The 17,519-nt window shown below is 55.4% G+C and carries 22 protein-coding genes; 7 read left to right on the top strand and 15 right to left on the bottom strand.

Annotated features, from left to right (window positions below; genetic code table 11):
- Nucleotides 1–8: 8 nt before the first annotated feature.
- Together HV340_RS14075 and HV340_RS14080 are read right to left on the bottom strand one after the other, a co-directional pair.
- Nucleotides 9–1,172: a methyl-accepting chemotaxis protein gene (locus HV340_RS14075; RefSeq protein WP_181216046.1), complete on the bottom strand. Its 1,164-nt coding sequence runs from the start codon at nt 1,170–1,172 to the stop codon at nt 9–11.
- A gap of 113 nt (nt 1,173–1,285) precedes the next feature.
- A complete protein-coding gene (locus tag HV340_RS14080) occupies nt 1,286–1,777 on the bottom strand; it encodes a DoxX family protein (RefSeq protein ID WP_181216047.1) in 492 nt (163 codons plus the stop codon).
- A 451-nt stretch (nt 1,778–2,228) separates the two neighbouring features.
- Between HV340_RS14080 and HV340_RS14085 the strand changes: the two genes are divergently transcribed.
- Nucleotides 2,229–3,035, top strand: a complete 807-nt coding sequence (locus HV340_RS14085) for a winged helix-turn-helix domain-containing protein (RefSeq protein ID WP_134178640.1) — start codon at nt 2,229–2,231, stop codon at nt 3,033–3,035.
- Nucleotides 3,001–3,525 carry a hypothetical protein gene (locus HV340_RS14090; RefSeq protein WP_181216048.1) on the top strand — a complete coding sequence of 175 codons (525 nt, stop codon included), beginning with the start codon at nt 3,001–3,003 and terminating at the stop codon, nt 3,523–3,525. Before HV340_RS14085 ends, HV340_RS14090 begins: the two co-directional genes overlap by 35 nt.
- A gap of 5 nt (nt 3,526–3,530) precedes the next feature.
- On the opposite strand, the gene fliR is transcribed toward HV340_RS14090, so the two are convergent.
- From fliR to fliF, 13 genes are all read right to left on the bottom strand, one after another.
- Nucleotides 3,531–4,310, bottom strand: coding sequence for a flagellar biosynthetic protein FliR (fliR, locus tag HV340_RS14095; RefSeq protein WP_025203753.1), 780 nt, complete (start codon nt 4,308–4,310; stop codon nt 3,531–3,533).
- A complete protein-coding gene (gene fliQ, locus HV340_RS14100) occupies nt 4,310–4,579 on the bottom strand; it encodes a flagellar biosynthesis protein FliQ (RefSeq protein ID WP_025203752.1) in 270 nt (89 codons plus the stop codon). Before fliQ ends, fliR begins: the two co-directional genes overlap by 1 nt.
- Before the next feature lie 9 nt (nt 4,580–4,588).
- Nucleotides 4,589–5,248 carry a flagellar type III secretion system pore protein FliP gene (fliP, locus tag HV340_RS14105; RefSeq protein WP_223862535.1) on the bottom strand — a complete coding sequence of 220 codons (660 nt, stop codon included), beginning with the start codon at nt 5,246–5,248 and terminating at the stop codon, nt 4,589–4,591.
- A 77-nt stretch (nt 5,249–5,325) separates the two neighbouring features.
- On the bottom strand, nt 5,326–5,697 hold the full coding sequence (gene fliO / locus HV340_RS14110) for a flagellar biosynthetic protein FliO (RefSeq protein WP_025203750.1): 372 nt from the start codon (nt 5,695–5,697) through the stop codon (nt 5,326–5,328).
- A complete protein-coding gene (fliN, locus tag HV340_RS14115) occupies nt 5,697–6,080 on the bottom strand; it encodes a flagellar motor switch protein FliN (protein ID WP_025203749.1) in 384 nt (127 codons plus the stop codon). Before fliN ends, fliO begins: the two co-directional genes overlap by 1 nt.
- Before the next feature lie 7 nt (nt 6,081–6,087).
- Nucleotides 6,088–7,080 (bottom strand): flagellar motor switch protein FliM, encoded by a 993-nt coding sequence (gene fliM, locus HV340_RS14120; protein WP_040017897.1) that lies wholly within the window; start codon nt 7,078–7,080, stop codon nt 6,088–6,090.
- Between the two features lie 5 nt (nt 7,081–7,085).
- On the bottom strand, nt 7,086–7,592 hold the full coding sequence (locus HV340_RS14125) for a flagellar basal body-associated FliL family protein (protein WP_025203747.1): 507 nt from the start codon (nt 7,590–7,592) through the stop codon (nt 7,086–7,088).
- A 129-nt stretch (nt 7,593–7,721) separates the two neighbouring features.
- Nucleotides 7,722–8,771, bottom strand: coding sequence for a flagellar hook-length control protein FliK (locus HV340_RS14130; protein ID WP_063924775.1), 1,050 nt, complete (start codon nt 8,769–8,771; stop codon nt 7,722–7,724).
- The gene (fliJ, locus tag HV340_RS14135) at nt 8,768–9,217 is read right to left on the bottom strand and encodes a flagellar export protein FliJ (RefSeq protein ID WP_040017899.1); all 450 of its coding nucleotides are present in this window, start codon (nt 9,215–9,217) and stop codon (nt 8,768–8,770) included. Before fliJ ends, HV340_RS14130 begins: the two co-directional genes overlap by 4 nt.
- Nucleotides 9,218–9,230: 13 nt before the next feature.
- Complete coding sequence (fliI, locus tag HV340_RS14140) at nt 9,231–10,595, bottom strand: flagellar protein export ATPase FliI (RefSeq protein WP_025203744.1); 1,365 nt, start codon at nt 10,593–10,595, stop codon at nt 9,231–9,233.
- A complete protein-coding gene (locus tag HV340_RS14145; RefSeq protein ID WP_040017901.1) occupies nt 10,592–11,296 on the bottom strand; it encodes a flagellar assembly protein FliH in 705 nt (234 codons plus the stop codon). The genes fliI and HV340_RS14145 overlap by 4 nt, the downstream gene beginning before the upstream one ends.
- Nucleotides 11,283–12,269, bottom strand: a complete 987-nt coding sequence (gene fliG, locus HV340_RS14150) for a flagellar motor switch protein FliG (protein WP_025203742.1) — start codon at nt 12,267–12,269, stop codon at nt 11,283–11,285. The genes HV340_RS14145 and fliG overlap by 14 nt, the downstream gene beginning before the upstream one ends.
- Nucleotides 12,269–13,948, bottom strand: a complete 1,680-nt coding sequence (fliF, locus tag HV340_RS14155) for a flagellar basal-body MS-ring/collar protein FliF (RefSeq protein ID WP_181216049.1) — start codon at nt 13,946–13,948, stop codon at nt 12,269–12,271. The genes fliG and fliF overlap by 1 nt, the downstream gene beginning before the upstream one ends.
- A 264-nt stretch (nt 13,949–14,212) precedes the next feature.
- On the opposite strand from fliF, the gene fliE reads away from it, so the two are divergent.
- From fliE to cheZ, 5 genes are read left to right on the top strand one after another with little or no spacing between them, the layout of a single operon-like run.
- Nucleotides 14,213–14,536, top strand: coding sequence for a flagellar hook-basal body complex protein FliE (gene fliE, locus HV340_RS14160; RefSeq protein WP_040017905.1), 324 nt, complete (start codon nt 14,213–14,215; stop codon nt 14,534–14,536).
- 16 nt (nt 14,537–14,552) lie between these two features.
- Nucleotides 14,553–15,407 carry a CheR family methyltransferase gene (locus tag HV340_RS14165; RefSeq protein ID WP_025203739.1) on the top strand — a complete coding sequence of 285 codons (855 nt, stop codon included), beginning with the start codon at nt 14,553–14,555 and terminating at the stop codon, nt 15,405–15,407.
- Complete coding sequence (locus HV340_RS14170) at nt 15,404–16,459, top strand: chemotaxis response regulator protein-glutamate methylesterase (RefSeq protein ID WP_025203738.1); 1,056 nt, start codon at nt 15,404–15,406, stop codon at nt 16,457–16,459. Before HV340_RS14165 ends, HV340_RS14170 begins: the two co-directional genes overlap by 4 nt.
- A 12-nt stretch (nt 16,460–16,471) precedes the next feature.
- Complete coding sequence (gene cheY / locus HV340_RS14175) at nt 16,472–16,858, top strand: chemotaxis response regulator CheY (RefSeq protein ID WP_025203737.1); 387 nt, start codon at nt 16,472–16,474, stop codon at nt 16,856–16,858.
- Between the two features lie 5 nt (nt 16,859–16,863).
- Nucleotides 16,864–17,502, top strand: coding sequence for a protein phosphatase CheZ (gene cheZ, locus HV340_RS14180; protein ID WP_080337631.1), 639 nt, complete (start codon nt 16,864–16,866; stop codon nt 17,500–17,502).
- The last annotated feature ends 17 nt before the right edge of the window (nt 17,503–17,519 follow it).

The raw sequence follows: 17,519 nt of genomic DNA on the forward strand, positions 1-17,519 counted from the left end.
GGCGAGGATTAGCCCTTCACCCGCTGCGTTAACGCATTCGCCACCGTATACACTTCTTCAATCAACACGCTGTTGTTGTGCGCAACGGATGGAACACCGCTTTGTGCCTGCATCATCGCATCGTCAATTAAGGCTCTGAGCTCTTTCGAAGAGCGCGCGCAACGGCTGGCCAGATTGCGTGACTCCACAGCAAAAACACTCTCTTCATTATCCATGGAGTAGCTGTAGGCCCGGCTGGCAAGCTGTACCAGCGTGCCGCTGCTGTTGGCAATGTTCAGAGCAGCATCATTCAACGCCCCCATCGCCTGGACGACATGGGTCGCACTTTCGCTCAGCGTTGCCAGGGTATTCGCATTGGCCTCAGGGACCCGCAGCAAACGCTCATTTTCCTGGGCAATGGTCATGGCAGCGCGTGCAATCACATTCACCTGCTCGCCGATATCTTTCATCAGCGGTGGTAAATGCGCTCCCTGATCGCTTTTTAACTGTGCGGGGAGTTCTTCATTCAGACGAGAAAGATGAAGGTTGAGGCTTCGCAGCAGCGTGAGCGTAGACACCAGCAGCAGGGCCGCCAGCGGCCAGGGCTTGTGCAGAAGAATCCCTGGTCGTTCCCCCATGCGACGGGTGGGTACGTCAATGGCCAGCTGCCACGGCGTATCAGCAATTGGCAGGACCACCAGCGTATGTTCACCGCTGGCGCTACGAAAACGGGTATGTCGCAACCCCTCTCCGGACTGAGCCAGAAGCGAACGTAGCGGCACTGCCATCGGCAGATCGGTATCGTTGAGGGATTGCACATTGGGCGCCCCTGCGGCATCACCAATAATGCGTCCCGTATCCTCCACCATCCAGGCCCGGCCCCCCAGACGCTCGCCCATCTCTTTAACCAGCGCATTGAAGAACTGACGATGGCTCCCCGCCTCTTCCGCCACGTCGGTTTCCCCCGGAGGCCCCTTGTCCATGGCGAAGCTTTTCAGGGTCACGACACTTTCGGTCACCGTGCGCTGCTGTGCTTCAACACGATCGAGCTGTTCACGTAACTGGGTCGCGAGGGTGTCAACCTGCGTGCGCAGGCGCTGCCCTTCGGTGCGGATAAACCAGGGCATAATGCCGGTCTGCACCAGAATCAGGAGTGTAATAAAGATAATGATCAGTATGACTGTGAAAACCATGTATTTAGCGCCTGTACGTTAAACGGCAGCACGACGCTGCCTCAACAGGGCTATTTTATTATGCGGGGGTCAGGAAATATGCTCTTCAAACCGTTGATAACAGCGCATTCCTGTTATCCATCGATAAAAATAATTTTGCGCACACTCTGCCAGCGCTTAACCAGCCAGCCATCGACGCTATAGCAGGTTCCGCCGAGGCTCATCAGTACCAGCCCCAGAACGATATAAAGCGCTTCTGGCAGGTAAAAGAGCCAGCTCAGCCAGGCTATCAGGTTAAGCCCCGGTGGAATAGTGTAAATGCCAATCGTGGCCAGTGCGACGCTGCTAATTATCATCAGCGTCAGTGCACTAAAACGGGTGAATAAACCCAGCGTTAACAGCAACCCCATAAAACATTCAAGAAATGCCACGACCACTGCCATCACGGCAGGAAAAGGAATACCGGCATCGTGCAGGGTATCCAGCATCAGCAACTGGTTCTCAGGAACAAATAACTTATTAAACCCGGCCGTAAAGAAAAAGACCCCCATCACCAGGCGGCAAATAAAGACCGGCAACATCGCAGAGGTATCTGACGTCTGTAAACAACGCGTGAGAGTGAACATTAGCCTTCCTTGTAAAATATTTACTGTTTAATAAATTCAATGACATGTGTTTACAACAGTATAAATTGATGGTCTTCTTGCGCAACCATTCCCATCCACTCTTCCCTACAATTAATAATCTTTGTCATATTAATTTTTATTAACTCAAGACGTTTATTGCCTCTCCCCAGCAAAGCCTTGCGCCTGGCGGCCTGACCGCTCCAAAGGTAAGCAATTGGTTTTAATATGATTAAAATTAAATTCACTTCACCAGACAATTAACAAGGTTATTTTACCACCGATTAATAACCTTAAAGTGGGTATGGCTGTTATTACTTAGTGGTTGCAAAAAAATGAAGTACGACATAAAAAGCATGTCGCTCTGACCACTCGCTAGCAATAAAGTGGAATCATTACTATTAATTACAATAGCCAACAGCGATACCCATTACACCAGAAGAATCAAATAACTATGCTCAATTACATCGCGATTGGAACAGGCGTGACGCTGGATCTTCAGACGCGCACGCTTGCCCGCACGGACCAGGAAGCCAACGTCACGCTCCCCCAAAGTGCCTGCCTGTGCCTCGCCGCCATGGCGGAAGCACAGGGCGAGGTGCTGTCGCAGGAACAGCTGATGGATATAGGCTGGCGCAGCGCTGGCGTGGAAGTCACAGAAAACAGTGTGCGAGTGATGATAACAAAACTTCGCCGCGCATTTGCCCAGCTTGAGGTGCACGAAACAGTCACCCTCGTCGCCGTGACGCGCAGCGGTTACCGGCTGGTCGTACGGGAAAACGGTGCGGAGCAGCCTGCACCAGACGCGAAGTCACCTGTGCTGCTCGCCGAAACAGACACGACAACCTCCCCAACCGTTGCCCCTACCCTACCGCGCGCACGTCAATCCATTACGCTTGCTGTGGGTGTCACCCTCGCCGGTCTGTTCGCGGGCGTGGGCCTGGCCATTTTACTGCGAAACCTTTTCTTCTTTAGCCCAATCCCTGTGCATTTTGTCCCGTGGAATGGACCCGGCATACCGCCTGGTGCGGAAGTGCTGGTTCAGCAGAGCGACCAGAACAAACAAGCGCTTATTGAAGCCACGCTGCAAACCTATAAGCAACACGTGCTGGACAGACGCGCAGATGAACAATCTGCCCCGGTGCTTTACGTCACGACCGGCTCAGAAAAAATGAGCAAGTTCCAGGGGCTGATTGCCTGTCAACAACGCTTAAAGGACTCAGGGAATGACTGTGAATCGTTCTATTTTCGCCTCTACTAAATTCAGGCTCGCGCTGCTGTTCACCGCTGGCGCGTTAGTGGGGCTTGGCGGGAAAGTATTTTACGGGATTTATTATTCGCCGTTTAAATCCACGTGCGTCGCGCCAACCTCCTATTACACCATTGAGGACGCTAACAATGCGACGCTGGTACGCGGGATATATCGTTCATATCGCGACAGTTTCTTTAGCGGGCACACCACCTATATTGGCAGTCTTAGCCACTTTAAGGAGGGTAAGCTGGCAGGACGACCCACGGCGATACACCGTGAAGTGCGTTTTGACACGGATGTGGAAGGGAAACGCATCCACCTGACGGTCACGAGCCAGCACCGCAAGCTGGGGGATCAGAGTAGCGATCGGGAAGTCAAAGACTATGTCTACCCGCATATAGACCGGGGAGAGGTTGCAACCAGCACCATCTATATGCTGGATAATAAAGTATTGGCCAGTGGTACCGAATCCGTTGCCCGTATCGTCTGCACCAACTGACGCCGCTACACCAGCGCCTGAATCAGCTGTGCCACGTGCTCAAACCCTGTCGCCATCAGACGCTCAAAGAACGGTGCCAGGGTTTGCGCGAGTAAAAACAGCGCCAGCATGCCGAAGGTCAGGGTCAGCGGGAAGCCAATCACAAAAATGGAGAGTTGCGGCGTCAGGCGGTTTAATAGCCCGAGGACGAAGTTGATGCACAGCAGCAATGAAACGATTGGCAGACCGAGCATCAGCCCCTGGCTGAAGATCAGCCCGGCGTGCGTCACCAGGTACAGAAAACCCCCGGCGTGCAGTGGCGTGGCGTTGACTGGCAGAGTCTCGAACGTTTCGGCGAGCATCGCCAAAAGCCAGAGGTGGCCGTTAAAGACCAGAAACAGCAGCGTCACCAGTAAATTGAGAAAGCGCGAAATAACCGGGCTGTTCCCCGCTCCGGGATCAAAGAAGGTGGCGAACGATAAGCCCATTTGCATACCGATGATTTCACCCGACATGCGTACGGCAGCGAACAGCAGCTGAAGCGTGAGCCCCATTGCGGCACCAATAATCACCTGCTTTGCCAGCACCCACACGCCTTCCCAGGAGTACAGTCCCACCTGCGCATCGGGCAGCGAACCCCCAATCAGGATGGCGATCAGCAGTGCCAGACACGCACGCAGCCGCGCGCTGATCGCTTTTTCGCTGAATACTGGCGCAACGTGCAGCAGCGCACCAATGCGCACCATGATAAAAAAGTAGTGGCTGACCAGCCCGTAAAGCTGATCGAGGGGAAGTCCAAAGGCCATCAGCCGATCACATAAGGAATGCTGGCGAACACTGCGCGGGTATATTCAATAAAGATTTTCATCATCCACGGGCCGAGCGCCACCGCGATCCCGACAATCATCAGGATTTTCGGAATGAACGTCATGGTCATTTCATTGACCTGCGTCGCGGCCTGCAAAATGCTGATAATCAGGCCGGTGACCAGCGCCGCGACCAGCAGCGGGCCTGATACCATCAGCCCCACCTTGATGGCCTGCATGCCAATCACCATGACACTTTCAGGGGTCATCTGGGTCTCCTAACTGTAAAAGCTCTGGGCAAGCGATCCCACCAGCAGCTGCCAGCCATCCACCAGCACAAACAGCATCAGCTTGAACGGCAGCGCAATCGTGGTCGGCGGAACCATCATCATCCCCAGCGCCATCAGAATGCTGGCGACCACCAGATCGATAATCAGGAACGGAATAAAAATGGTGAAGCCTATCTGAAATGCCGTTTTTAGCTCGCTGGTGATAAACGCCGGGATCAGAATGCTCAACGGCACCTCTTCAGGGGAAGCGATATCCGGTGCTTTCGCAATCCGGGCAAACATCGCCAGATCGCTTTCACGGGTCTGATCGAGCATAAAGGCCTTCAGCGGCTTAACCCCTTCCGTCAGCGCCACCTCCATGGTGATTTTGTTTTCCTGCAGCGGCTGCCAGGCTTTTTCATAGATCTGGCTAAACACAGGCGACATCACAAAGAAGGTCAAAAAAAGCGATAGCCCCACCAGCACCTGGTTTGGCGGTGCGGTGGGGGTGCCGAGGGCGCTTCGCATTAATCCCAGTACGATGATGATGCGGGTAAAGCCGGTCATCATCAGCAGGACAGCCGGGATAAAGGTAAAGCCGCTCAGCAGCAGAAGGGTTTGCACCGGGAGCGTCCAGCCGCCCTCACCCGTGGGTTGACCAAGGGTGATATCGGCATTGGCCGCCGTCGCACAGGCAGCGGGCAGTAGCAGACCGGTAGCCAGCAACAGGCGTAACGCAACGGGATTCACCGATCACCTCCCTGACGATACGTCTGGCGCAGCTTTTCCAGCATCAGCGGAAATGTTGCCGCCGGCGCCGTTGTCTGCGGGGCGTTTTCCGGACGCGGTTGCGTCGTGAGACACGCGATCTGCGAGGCGGTGACGCCCAGCACCAGGCGCTGCTCGCCCACATCCACCACGACCAGCCGCTCTCGCGGCCCCAGCGACTGCGTTGCCACCAGGGTTATCGTGCCCTGAGCCGCGTTCAGACGACGCGTCAGTCCACTGCGGCGAACGGCCCAGGCCAGTACGACCATCAGCAGGACAATCAGGGCCAGCGCGCCGGTTACCGTCATCAGTACCGAGCCAGTGGCCGGGAGGGAATCTGTTGCGTTCATTAGCGGCTCAGGCGATGCATGCGCTCAGACGGGGTTATAATATCCGTGATACGGATACCGAATTTATCGGAAACCACCACCACTTCACCCTGCGCAATCAGATAACCGTTGATCAAGATATCCAGCGGTTCACCCGCCAGCCCGTCCAGCGAGACCACCGAGCCCTGGCTTAAGCGCAGCAGCTCTTTGATGGTCATCTTGGTGCGTCCCAGCTCAACGGTCATTTTTACCGGGATATCCAGGATCAGGTTCATCTCATCAGAAAATTGTGGTGCACCCATTGTGTCGGTAATTCCCGCAGCGTGCTGTTCGGTCATGGCCTCACCCCAAAGATTATCAATGGACTGATCGTCAGAACCCGATGAGGTGTTCATGTCGCTCATGGGGAAATTACTCCTTGTTTAATGATAGTAATGAAGGCTGAATCATCTGCTCGACCTTCAGGGCATATTGATTATTTACGGCACCGTATCTGGCCGTGAAGACCGGCACGCCACCCACGCTGGCTTCGATCAGCTCCTGTTTATCCAGGCCGATGATGTCGCCTTTCTTCATCTGCATGACGTTCGACAGCCGGGTGCCGATATCCGCGAAGCGCGCCGCAAGTTCGAGCTCCGTTTCGCGCATCTGGCTTGCGAGCATGCCGCGCCAGTGGGTATCTTCATGCCGGGAATTGTCCATCGGCGGATTACTCAGCAGCTCGCGCAGCGGCTCGATGGTGCTGAAGGGAATACAGATATTGAACTCCCCCCGGTGCGAGCCAATCTCCACTGAAAACGGCGTGGTCACCACCACATCGTTTGGCGATGAGGTGATATTGGTGAATTTCACCTGAATTTCAGAACGGATATATTCCGTTTTGATTTTATAGATAGAGCTCCAGGCAAATTCATACGCCTCACGCGCCATCGACAACATGCGGTGGATCACGCGCTGCTCGGTGGGGGTGAATTCGCGTCCATCCGCTTTTGTTGGAAAGCGTCCGTCGCCACCAAACAGGTTATCCACGGCCATAAACACCAGGCCCGGTGAAAATGCCATCAGCGAGGTTCCGCGCAGCGGGTTAAGGTGCAGCAGGTTCAGGTTTGTCGGCACCGGCAGGTTACGGGCAAACTCGTGATACGGCTGAATCTTGATATTTCCCGCCGTAATATCCGGGCTACGGCGCAGCAAATTAAACAACCCCATCCGAAACTGACGGGCAAAACGTTCGTTTATAATTTCCAGCGAATGCAGACGCTCACGAATAACACGACGCTGGGTATGCGGATCGTACGGTTTGATGCCGCCATCGCTCCGGCTGTTATGCAGTTCACTGCTGCTCTCTGCATCTGCGTTCAGCAGCCGGTCGATCTCATCCTGGGATAAAAAGCTGTCAGCCATAATAATTACCGCAGAATAAATTCATTAATGAGCACGTCAGTGACGCGAATGGACTGGTTAAACGCCAGCGGTTTATTTAGCTCGTTTTGAATCGTTGTAATCAGATGGCGTTTTCCTTCATCCGTGGCTAAATCTTCATACGTCTGATGGGTCAGCAACATAAATATTCGGCTACGGTATTCCGGTAAATATTTTTCCAGCACAGTAAGCGACTTCTGTTCTGCCACACGAATAGACAGCCCCAGATATAAAACACGATCCGATTCGTTTGCCGTCGGTTTCAGGCTCACGGTAAAGGTATTCATCGAGGCATACAGAGGCTCAACGGGGACCGGTGCTGGCGGCTCTTTAACCGCGCCTTCAACTGCCACATCTGCGGGTTTCGCGAATTTCATTTCCCAGAACAGGTAGCCGGAAATTCCGCACGCCGCAACGGCAGTCAAAAACAGGAACGTCATCAGAAGCGAACGAGAACCTCCGCCGCTGGCGACCTTTTTATTTTTATTACTCATCGAACGTACACCTGATAAATAAGAGAAGGTAGCTCGCTACCCTCAGTTCAATATGGCCGTTATTGTAGTCCATTTGATCACCCTGATAATCAAGCGATAAAATTTCATTCATGAACGTAATTCAACACTTCAGGCGAAAGTATTTATTCCGTATATATTGCCCGGTGTGGTTGTTAACAGTGTTGGGACGATTTCGGTATCAGCCTGCTCATCTTCGCCTTCATGCTGATGTGCATGCTCACCCTGCGCCGTCTCGCCGCGTTCACCTGTCGCACCCTGGCCGTCCGCGCTGACGTTTGCCTGGCCCAGCTGGATACCCGAATCCGCCATGGCTGCACGCAGTTGCGGCATGGCCTGCTCCATCGCCTGACGAACATGCGCATGATCGCTGACGATATGGATCTGCGCCTGGTCGTGCTGCATACGTAATGAAATATGCAGCGCGCCCAGTTCTTCCGGATGCAGACGGATCTCCGCACTGTGCAGGCCGTTGCGACTAAACAGCGCAATATGCTGGCTAACGGACTGCTTCCACTCTGGCGTCTCGGGTGGATGGTTGACGGTCACCACCTGCTGTGGCGCATGGGCGACGCGGGTACGCACTGCGGCAGGGAGCGGGGCAGCGTTGGGAACAGACGCGAACTCAGGCGCTACAACATCGTCATTCGTAACGGGAATGGGTTGTGAAAGCGGCGCAGCACTGTTTGCGGCTGGCGTTTTGTCAGTAGCCTCCAGCGCTGTCGGCGCAGCAGCACTTTGTGCAGCGGGCTTATCACCGGATACCGTCGCCACCGATTTAGCTGAATCAGGCCGCGCGGGCATCTCACTCCCGCTCACACTGCGCATGACCAGTTGCTGTAACTGCCACAATGGATTCTCTTCGCTCTCGCCATCACCCGACATCGCACCCGCCAGAACGTCTGCTATCTGCGGGTTCGCTGCCAGTAACTCACCGTCGACTGCGGGGAGATCGGTCATTGTCTGCCTGAGCGTCTCCTGCAACTGTCCTTCTACCGGTAACGCTGCCGCCAGCGCCTGAGGATCGAGACCGGGAAATACCTGGATCAGTTCCGCCAGTTTGTCATCCATCGCAAGGCTAAAACCTTCATCAGCCACCCTTCCCGCCTTTGGTTTACCCTGCGTTCCACCCAATAGCAGGGTGGCGATATCAATATTCATAGTCTCTCTCTTTTCTGTCCGGCACGCTGGGCAAATTCATCCATCAGTTTTTGTTCATGCCGGCTTTCAACCAGCGCCTGCGCCGTCGCGCGACGGTCAATAAGGGTTTCAAATGCGTTAAGACGTTGTTTGTTTTGCATCCAGTTCTGTTTGACCTGGTCCACCGCCTTTTCACAGGCGTTAACGTGACCTTCCTGCTGTCTGACGACCTGTTTCAGCGATAAAATAAAAGACTGATGATTCACCAGATCCGCCACCGACATGCCGTTGCCCATCATTCCCTGGCGCAGGGATTGCTGGTATTCCCGCTCGTAATTCTGCAATTGCTCATGCTGAACCACCGCTTGCTGAAGCTGCTGCTGAACGCCACCCAACGCGCGGGTGGTTTCCGTCAGCGTCTCTTGCGCCATGTCGCGCAGCAGAGCCATGGGATTATTTACGTTCATTCGCTCTCCACGATTACGCGTTTAGGTTGGGAAAAAGCCCGCTGAGGGCGCGGACCGCCTCTTCATAGCCGCTGCGCTCGTGGATCGCCTGGTGGAGAAACGCCTCCAGAGAGGGGTAGCGCTCGATAGCCTGATCGAGTAAAGCGTCGCTTCCTTTCACGTAAGCCCCCACGCTCACCAGATCGCGGTTACGTTGCCAGGCTGAGAGCAGTTGCTTAAAGCGCTGCACCTGGCGGTACTGCGCGTGCGGGATCAGCTCGGTCATGGCGCGGCTGATGGAGGCTTCAATATCGATAGCCGGATAGTGCCCCGCCTCGGCCAGACGACGTGACAAGACAATATGACCGTCGAGGATCGCACGCGCTGAGTCGGCAATCGGATCCTGCTGATCGTCCCCTTCCGTCAGTACGGTGTAGAAAGCGGTGATGGACCCGCCCCCCTTCACCCCATTACCGGTACGTTCCACCAGCGCGGGCAGACGGGCAAAGACGGACGGCGGATAGCCTTTTGTCGCGGGTGGCTCACCAATCGCCAGCGCCACCTCACGCTGCGCCATGGCATAACGTGTCAGAGAATCCATAATCAGCAGCACGTTCAGGCCGCGTTCACGAAAATCTTCCGCAATGCGGGTGGCATAGACGGCGCCCTGCATGCGCAGGATCGGTGATACATCGGCCGGTGCCGCCACCACAACCGCCCGCGACAGCCCCTGCTCGCCCAGGATGTTCTCAATAAAATCTTTTACCTCACGGCCACGCTCGCCAATCAGTCCGACCACGATGACATCTGCGGTAGTGAAACGCGCCATCATGCCGAGCAACACGCTTTTGCCCACGCCGGAACCGGCGAAAAGCCCCATACGCTGGCCCCGTCCGACCGTTAAGAGGCCATTGATTGCGCGTACGCCTACATCGAGCACCGTTTTAATCGGGTCGCGATGCAGCGGGTTTAACGTGGGCGTAAAAAGCCCGGCGGTCGGTTTACCCGGTGCCGGACGACCATCCAGCGGCCGGCCCTGTGCATCCAGCACGCGACCAAGGAGGTGTGGGCCCACGGGCAGTTGCTTGCCGGTATGGCTGTCTGTCTGCAGCGCGTAGATGCGTGCCCCCGGCAAAATGCCGTCGACATGTTCAAGCGGCATCAGATAGAGCGTCTCGCCGTTAAAGCCCACCACCTCGCTTTCTACCGCGATGATGCCTTTCTCAGTCTGCCGCTCGACAATACAGAGCGCACCGATGGGCAGCTTCAGCCCTACGGCCTCCATCACCAGCCCGGTGGCACGCGTTAACTTGCCGTACTGGCGGTAATCGGGTACCTGAGTCAGTCTCTCCTCGACCCGATCAAGCGTTGATAACCATGTTTTTAACTGCTGGCTCATTGCGAGAGTTCCTCTCGCGCCAGCTGACAGAGCGCCTGCCAGCGTGTTTCCATGCTGGCATCCACTTCAACATCCGGTGAAACAACCCGACAACCGCCGGCTGCCAGCTGCGCGTCACGATGAAGCGTCCAGCCCATCGCCGTGAGCGTCTCGCCCAGCGCCTGTTCAACCGCCGGAAACTCTTCCGGGCTGACGTACAGCTGGAACGTGCCATTCAGCAGCGGATCCTGCTTCATGAGGGTGCGGATTTGGGTAACCAGCGCGTGGTTATCCGCGACACGGATCGAGCCATACAGCTGCTGTACTGCCGTCAGTGACAGCTGGACGAGGCGACCCGGGATCAGGCTGTCGAGGTTTTCCAGCGACAGTTTGAGGTTGCTCACCCACTCCCCGGCCTGGCGCAGCAGCGCCTGCTGCTCGACGCGCGCCTGTTCGACTCCCTGTGCAAATCCAGCGTCACGGCCCTCTTTTAGCCCAACTTCATAGCCTTGTTTGCGGCCCTCTTCCTGCCCCTGCTGTTGCCCCTGAGCAAATCCTTGCTGCTCCGCCTGCTTACGCAGGCGCGCCAGTTCTGCCTTCAGCTGTGCGTCCGACTGGGTGTTATCCAGCGTTGGCAGTGGGGGCTCGGCAATATCACCGAGCAGGTTCTCCGGCTGCCAGCTGCGCCATCCCTGAGCGTTGTTATCATTAAACGTAGGCATCGTCGCTGCCTCCAATCAGGATCTCGCCGGACTCGGCCAAACGACGCACCACGTTGAGGATCGTCTTCTGTTCGGCCTCGACCTGAGACAGACGCACCGGCCCGCGAGAGGCCAGATCGTCGGTCATCAGCTCGGCCTGACGACGGGACATGTTGCGGAAGAACTTCATGCGCAGCGGTTCGTCTGCCCCTTTCAGCGCCACGATAAGCGTCTCGCTTTCGATTTCCTGCAGCAGACGCTGAATGCTTCGGTCTTCCACATCCACCAGGTTTTCGAACAGGAACATCTCGTCGATGATTTTCTGCGCCAGCTCGCCGTCGAATTCGCGCACCGCTTCAATGGCAGCCTCTTCCTGCTGAGATTTCATCAGGTTGAGAATTTCGGCTGCCGGACGTACGCCGCCCATCTTGCTGCGTTTGAGGTTTTGCCCATGCAGCAGGTTATTCAGCACCTCTGTCAGCTCCTGCAACGCGGCAGGCTGTACACCACCGAAGGTCGCGATACGCAGCATAATGTCGTTACGCTCACGATCGTCGAACTTGCCCAGCACGTCCGCAGCCTGATTACGTTTAAGGTGCACCAGAATGGTGGCGATAATCTGCGGGTGCTCCTCGCGGATAAGATCGAATACCGCCTGCGGATCCATAAAGTTCAGCGTCTCAATACCGTTGGTTCCCTGATGGGTATCCAGCAGATCTTCGAGCAGCGACGAGGCGCGCTCTTCGCCCAGCGCCTTCACCAGCACGCTGCGCAGATAGTCGTTGGTGTTAAGGCTCAGCGCGGCATACTCACTGGAATCGTTCTTAAACTCTTCCAGCACCGCTGCCATCTGATCGTGGGTAAAGCCCGCAATATTGACCATGGAGGCGCTGATCTGCTTTACCTCGTGGGCGTTGAGGTGTTTAAACACCTCCGCAGCGAGGACATCTCCCAGCGTCAGCATGACGATGGCGCTTTTTTCTGAGGCATTCATTATTTTGGCTCCTTACTCATCCACTGACGAATAACCAGGGCGATAACGCGTGGTTCTTGCTCCGCCAGCTCACGCAGCTGTTGACCATTGAGTTCGGTATCCACCCGCTGCTGCGCGCGGTCGCGCGTCTCTTTTTCGGCAGCACGCTTTTTCGCTGCCTGTTGCTCTTCGCGGGCCTCTTTCTCCATCTCCAGACGGCGAATCGTCGTTTCCTGATGACGGATCCAGGCCGGCTGCACCAGCTTGCGCCACATAATCCAGGCGATAATCGCAATTACCAGGTAACGGGCAATCGCCATAAGCAGCGCGTAGAAACTTTCCTGCTCCCAGAATGGCGGTACTGGCTCTTCCACCACGCCATTAAAGGCTGAGTTGAGAATGTTGACGCTGTCACCGCGCGTGGCGTTATAGCCAATCGCCTCTTTCACCAGCGCATTAATGCGGGCGAGCTCTGCCTCGCCGATCGGTCCCGGCTTGCCCTCTTCGCCCTGCGGTAAATGGTTGATAACCACCGCGACCGAGAGACGCTGGATACGTCCGGAATTGGATTTGGTGTGGGTCAGCGTGCGATCCACCTCAAAGTTCGTCGTTTCATCACTGCGGTTGTTATAAGGCTGCGCGGGTTCATTGCTGCTCCCGGTGCCTGCGGCTTTCTCTTTTTTGTCATCCGCGGGTGTGTTGAGCGGCTGCGTGATCGGCGCGGTGGCCGGGGCGGGAGGCGTATTACTCAACGCTCCCGGAACACCGCTAGCACTACGACGGTTGCCTTGTTCTGCGAGGCTTGCCTGGCGGCTGCGGATCGCCATCTTTTGCGGATCGGCATTTGGCTGATACTGCTCCTGCGTCTGCTCCTGCTCGGTGAAATCAATCTGCGCCGTCACCTGTGCCCGAATGTTTTCATCCCCCACCAGCGGTGCAAGAATGCGCTGGATACGCTGCTGATAGTCGCTCTCAATTTCATTGGTGTATTTAAGATGCGCCGTTTGCAGACCGCGCAAACCGCTCTGGGTCAGAAGATTGCCGCGCTGATCGACAATGGTGACGCTCTCGGCGGCCAGCCCGGTAACCGCGCTGGAAATAAGATGGGTAATGGCGACCACCTGAGCATCATCCAGGGTCCGTCCCTGGAGCAGATTGACGGTGACCGATGCGGTCGGTTTTTTCTGTTCGCGCACAAACATCGACGGCTTTGGCGTCGCCAGATGGACGCGAGCACTCTGAATGGGTCCGAGGTTCTCAATAGTGCGAGCCAGTTCTCCTTCCAGCGCACGCTGATAGTTCACCTGCTCGGTAAACTGGCTGATGCCAAACTTTTCCTGATCCAGCAATTCAAAGCCTACCGAGCCGCCTTTTGGCAACCCCTGCTGGGCCAGCTTCATGCGCACCTCATGCACCTGCGATCCCGGTACCATGATGACGCCACCCGGCGTGTCAATTCGGTAAGGGATATTGAGCTGCGTTAACTGCCCGACAATCGCACCGCCCTCTTCATCACTGATGTTGCTAAACAGCACCCGGTAATCCGGCTCTTTTGCCCAGAACATCAGGGCGATGATGACGGAAAGCGCCGCGGCGCCGCAAATCACCAGCAAGAGTTTCGGGCTGCCGCGCAATGCGCTCAGCATCGATTTAATTCGCTCTGCGGGATTATTCGTTAATTCATTTAGTGTGGCACTCATGCCGTATTCCTGTATGAAATAGCACGCATCAGCGATGCGCGTCAGCTCACGTAATTCGCGAGAGTGATGTCGACGATTTCAAAAATATAAGAATTTTCAGGCGGGTATTATCGTCTGAAAGGCATTTTTTTTAAGGATAAATAAGCTCAAAGTTCTGTCGGCTTATTGGATTTTCTGACGTTTTTATTCACGTGTTAAGCTGTCGACGTTTAAAAGATGTGCAACCAACACCCGTTTTTTATCTCTTCAATCAGGAATTGAACAATGTCAGCAACTTTAATGCGTGGCGTACTCGATCAAATTCAGACGCAGACGCAGCAGGTCAGTGGCCCGTCGAACCTGCGTAAAACCTCGCACGGCGACATGCCCTCGTTTTCTGATGCGTTATTTAACAGCATTAATGAAATAAATAAAACGCAGGTCGATGCGAAAACCAAAACACAGCAATGGATGTCCGGGAGTAGCGATATCGGCCTGAACGATGTAATGCTGGCAATGCAGAAATCTTCTATTTCATTCAGTTTTGGCATGCAGGCGCGGAATAAAATGATCGGCGCCTATCAGGAAATAATGAACACCCCGGTTTAAGGCCAATCCACTTTCTATGAGTGAAATTAACAGCATTCCTGCACGCTTATCCCTTAATACGCTCTCTTTATCTGACAGCGAATTACAGCGTGTCGGCAAATTAATCTATAAGCGCGCGGGAATTGTCGTCAACGCCCAAAAGCGAGAGATGATTTTTAATCGTCTCTCGCGTCGCGTCCGTACGCTGGCGTTCACCAGTTTCAGCGAGTACATCGGCCTGCTTGAATCGCATTCAGAGCATCCGGAGTGGCAAAACTTTATTAATGCGCTCACCACTAATCTGACCTCCTTTTTCCGCGAATCCTATCACTTTCCGATTCTGGCGGAACATGCGCGCACACGAGGCAACGGCTATCGCGTCTGGTGTACCGCCGCGTCTACCGGCGAAGAACCTTGCTCTATCGCCATAACGCTGGATGAGAAACTGGGGGCCGCCATCGGCGGGCCGCGCGTGTGGGCGTCGGATATCGACACTGACGTACTGACCAAAGCGGAAGCCGGCGTCTATCGCCTGAGCGATCTGGATTCCCTGACGCTGGCGCAAAAGCGCCACTATTTTCTGCGTGGCGCAGGGGATAACAGTGAGTGGGTAAAAGCGAAGCGGGAACTGCTGTCGGCTATCCATTATCAGCAACTTAATTTGCTGGATGAGACGTGGTCCGTACCGGGTCCCTTTGACGCCATTTTTTGCCGCAACGTCATGATTTATTTCGACGCGACGACCCAGCAGCGTCTGTTGCAGCGTTTTGCACGCTTACTTAAGCCGGGCGGTCTGCTGTTTGTGGGCCATTCAGAACACTTTACGCATTCACATATTCCGCTGCGCCTGCGCGGGCAGTCGGTGTATGAACTGACGGAGACAATACGGTGAGCCCAATTCGCGTGCTGGCGGTCGATGATTCAGCCCTGATGCGTAACATGCTAAGCGCGGTAGTGAATCAGCAGCCTGATATGGAAATGGCAGGAACAGCGCCGGATGCGTTTATTGCACGTGAGCTGATCAAACAGCTGAATCCGGATGTGCTGACGCTGGATATTGACATGCCGCGTATGGACGGGCTGGAGTTTCTCTCCCGCCTGATGCGCCTGCGCCCCATGCCGGTCATTATGATCTCCTCCCTGACCACGCGAGGCTCAAAGGCCACCCTGAGCGCGCTTGAACACGGTGCGGTCGACTTTCTGCCTAAGCCGGAACATCGCGCCGCAGAAAACATTGAGAGCTGGGGCCAACAGGTGGTCGAGAAGATCCGCATTGCCGCTCGCGCGAAGCTGAACCTGCGCAGTCAGCGCACTCGTCCCATACTGGCCGGAATACCTGTCCGCCAGCAAAGCATTATTGCAATCGGCTCATCAACGGGCGGTACCGAAGCCCTGCGTCAGGTTTTGATGCCGCTTCCCGTCAGCACCCCGGGGATCGTTATCGCCCAGCATATGCCATCAGGGTTTACTCACTCGTTTGCCCAGCGCCTTGACTCCTTATGCCAGATTGCCGTGCGCGAAGCGCAGGACGGTGAGCCCGTCTTGCCCGGTACGGCCCTGATAGCGCCAGGCGATCGGCATATGGAAATCATCGGCCAGGACAATGGCTATCGGGTGAGGCTCAGCGATGCGCCAGCGGTCAACCGCCACCGTCCGTCGGTGGATGTTCTGTTTGATTCAGTGGCCCGTCAGGCCAGCAAACATGCCAGCGCCGCGCTCCTGACCGGCATGGGCGCCGATGGCGCGCGTGGTCTGCTGCATTTGCGCCAAACCGGTGCGTTTACGCTGGCGCAAAGCGAAGCAACCTGTGTGGTCTTCGGTATGCCCCGCGAAGCTATCGCCCTCGGCGGCGCGAAAAAGGTCGTCGACCTTGACGATATCAGCCAGTGCCTGCTGGACAGTTTTCATTATAAAAATGCATCCACAAAGGATGTCAGACGTTAAGGAGTTTCACCCATGTCAGATAAAAACCTGCGTTTTCTGGTGGTGGACGATTTCGCCACTATGCGACGCATCGTACGTAACCTGCTGCAGGATCTGGGCTACAAGCATATTGATGAGGCTGAAGACGGTCAGGATGCGCTCAACAAACTGCGTGCCAGCAATTTCGATTTCGTTGTAAGCGACTGGAACATGCCGAACGTCGACGGACTCGAGTTGCTTAAAACCATTCGCGCCGATGCCGGCATGGCAAAACTGCCCGTGCTCATGGTCACCGCTGAAGCGAAAAAAGAGAACATTATCGCGGCCGCTCAGGCGGGTGCGAATGGTTACATCGTCAAGCCTTTCACCGCCGTTACGCTGGAAGAAAAGCTGGGCAAAATCTTTGAAAAACTCGGGTAACGATGATGAGCACCCCGTTAAATATGCAGGCGGATAACGCCAAAGATATCTTTTTACGTATCGGACAACTGACCCGCCTGCTGCGCGACAGCATGGCCAACCTCGGGCTTGAGCAGGCCATCATGGAGGTGGCTGACGCGTTCCCTAACACACGCGACCGCCTGAACTACGTGGTAGGTAAAACCTCTCAGGCCGCCGATCGCGCCCTCACCAGCGTAGAAGTGGCGCGTCCACTTCAGGAAGGGTTAAGCGAGAACGCGTCACAACTGACCGAACGCTGGGATGCATGGTTCGAGGAGCCACAGCCGCTTGATGAGGCCCGTGAACTGGTAAAAGCGACCCGTACGTTCTTGCACACCGTGCCGAATATCACTCAGCAGACCAACCGTCAGTTAACCGAAATCATGATGGCTCAGGATTTCCAGGATCTGACCGGCCAGGTACTGCAAAGCCTGATGCAGGTTATCGAGACGGTAGAAAAAGAGCTTATCAGCGTACTGGTTGAGAACATGACCGAGCGCGATGCCGATGCTGAAAACGGTGACGATCATCTGAAAAACGGTCCACAGATTGATACCAGCGTGGAAGGTATTGTCGCCTCGCAGGAGCAGGTGGACGATTTGCTGGAGTCACTCGGCTTCTAATCACGCCGGGCTTATGC

Source organism: Enterobacter sp. RHBSTW-00975, assembly GCF_013615235.1.
Lineage (GTDB): Bacteria > Pseudomonadota > Gammaproteobacteria > Enterobacterales > Enterobacteriaceae > Enterobacter > Enterobacter ludwigii.

What these genes read in the sequence shown, in the direction of transcription:
- cheY (WP_025203737.1), top strand. Translation starts at nt 16,472, where the DNA reads ATGTCAGATAAAAACCTGCGTTTTCTGGTGGTGGACGATTTCGCCACT.
- fliF (WP_181216049.1), bottom strand. Translation starts at nt 13,948, where the DNA reads ATGAGTGCCACACTAAATGAATTAACGAATAATCCCGCAGAGCGAATT.
- fliJ (WP_040017899.1), bottom strand. Translation starts at nt 9,217, where the DNA reads ATGAACGTAAATAATCCCATGGCTCTGCTGCGCGACATGGCGCAAGAG.
- HV340_RS14165 (WP_025203739.1), top strand. Translation starts at nt 14,553, where the DNA reads ATGAGTGAAATTAACAGCATTCCTGCACGCTTATCCCTTAATACGCTC.
- HV340_RS14075 (WP_181216046.1), bottom strand. Translation starts at nt 1,172, where the DNA reads ATGGTTTTCACAGTCATACTGATCATTATCTTTATTACACTCCTGATT.
- HV340_RS14085 (WP_134178640.1), top strand. Translation starts at nt 2,229, where the DNA reads ATGCTCAATTACATCGCGATTGGAACAGGCGTGACGCTGGATCTTCAG.
- fliE (WP_040017905.1), top strand. Translation starts at nt 14,213, where the DNA reads ATGTCAGCAACTTTAATGCGTGGCGTACTCGATCAAATTCAGACGCAG.
- cheZ (WP_080337631.1), top strand. Translation starts at nt 16,864, where the DNA reads ATGAGCACCCCGTTAAATATGCAGGCGGATAACGCCAAAGATATCTTT.
- HV340_RS14145 (WP_040017901.1), bottom strand. Translation starts at nt 11,296, where the DNA reads ATGCCTACGTTTAATGATAACAACGCTCAGGGATGGCGCAGCTGGCAG.
- HV340_RS14125 (WP_025203747.1), bottom strand. Translation starts at nt 7,592, where the DNA reads ATGAGTAATAAAAATAAAAAGGTCGCCAGCGGCGGAGGTTCTCGTTCG.
- HV340_RS14130 (WP_063924775.1), bottom strand. Translation starts at nt 8,771, where the DNA reads ATGAATATTGATATCGCCACCCTGCTATTGGGTGGAACGCAGGGTAAA.
- fliR (WP_025203753.1), bottom strand. Translation starts at nt 4,310, where the DNA reads ATGGCCTTTGGACTTCCCCTCGATCAGCTTTACGGGCTGGTCAGCCAC.
- fliQ (WP_025203752.1), bottom strand. Translation starts at nt 4,579, where the DNA reads ATGACCCCTGAAAGTGTCATGGTGATTGGCATGCAGGCCATCAAGGTG.
- fliI (WP_025203744.1), bottom strand. Translation starts at nt 10,595, where the DNA reads ATGAGCCAGCAGTTAAAAACATGGTTATCAACGCTTGATCGGGTCGAG.
- fliO (WP_025203750.1), bottom strand. Translation starts at nt 5,697, where the DNA reads ATGAACGCAACAGATTCCCTCCCGGCCACTGGCTCGGTACTGATGACG.
- HV340_RS14090 (WP_181216048.1), top strand. Translation starts at nt 3,001, where the DNA reads ATGACTGTGAATCGTTCTATTTTCGCCTCTACTAAATTCAGGCTCGCG.
- fliN (WP_025203749.1), bottom strand. Translation starts at nt 6,080, where the DNA reads ATGAGCGACATGAACACCTCATCGGGTTCTGACGATCAGTCCATTGAT.
- HV340_RS14080 (WP_181216047.1), bottom strand. Translation starts at nt 1,777, where the DNA reads ATGTTCACTCTCACGCGTTGTTTACAGACGTCAGATACCTCTGCGATG.
- fliM (WP_040017897.1), bottom strand. Translation starts at nt 7,080, where the DNA reads ATGGCTGACAGCTTTTTATCCCAGGATGAGATCGACCGGCTGCTGAAC.
- fliG (WP_025203742.1), bottom strand. Translation starts at nt 12,269, where the DNA reads ATGAATGCCTCAGAAAAAAGCGCCATCGTCATGCTGACGCTGGGAGAT.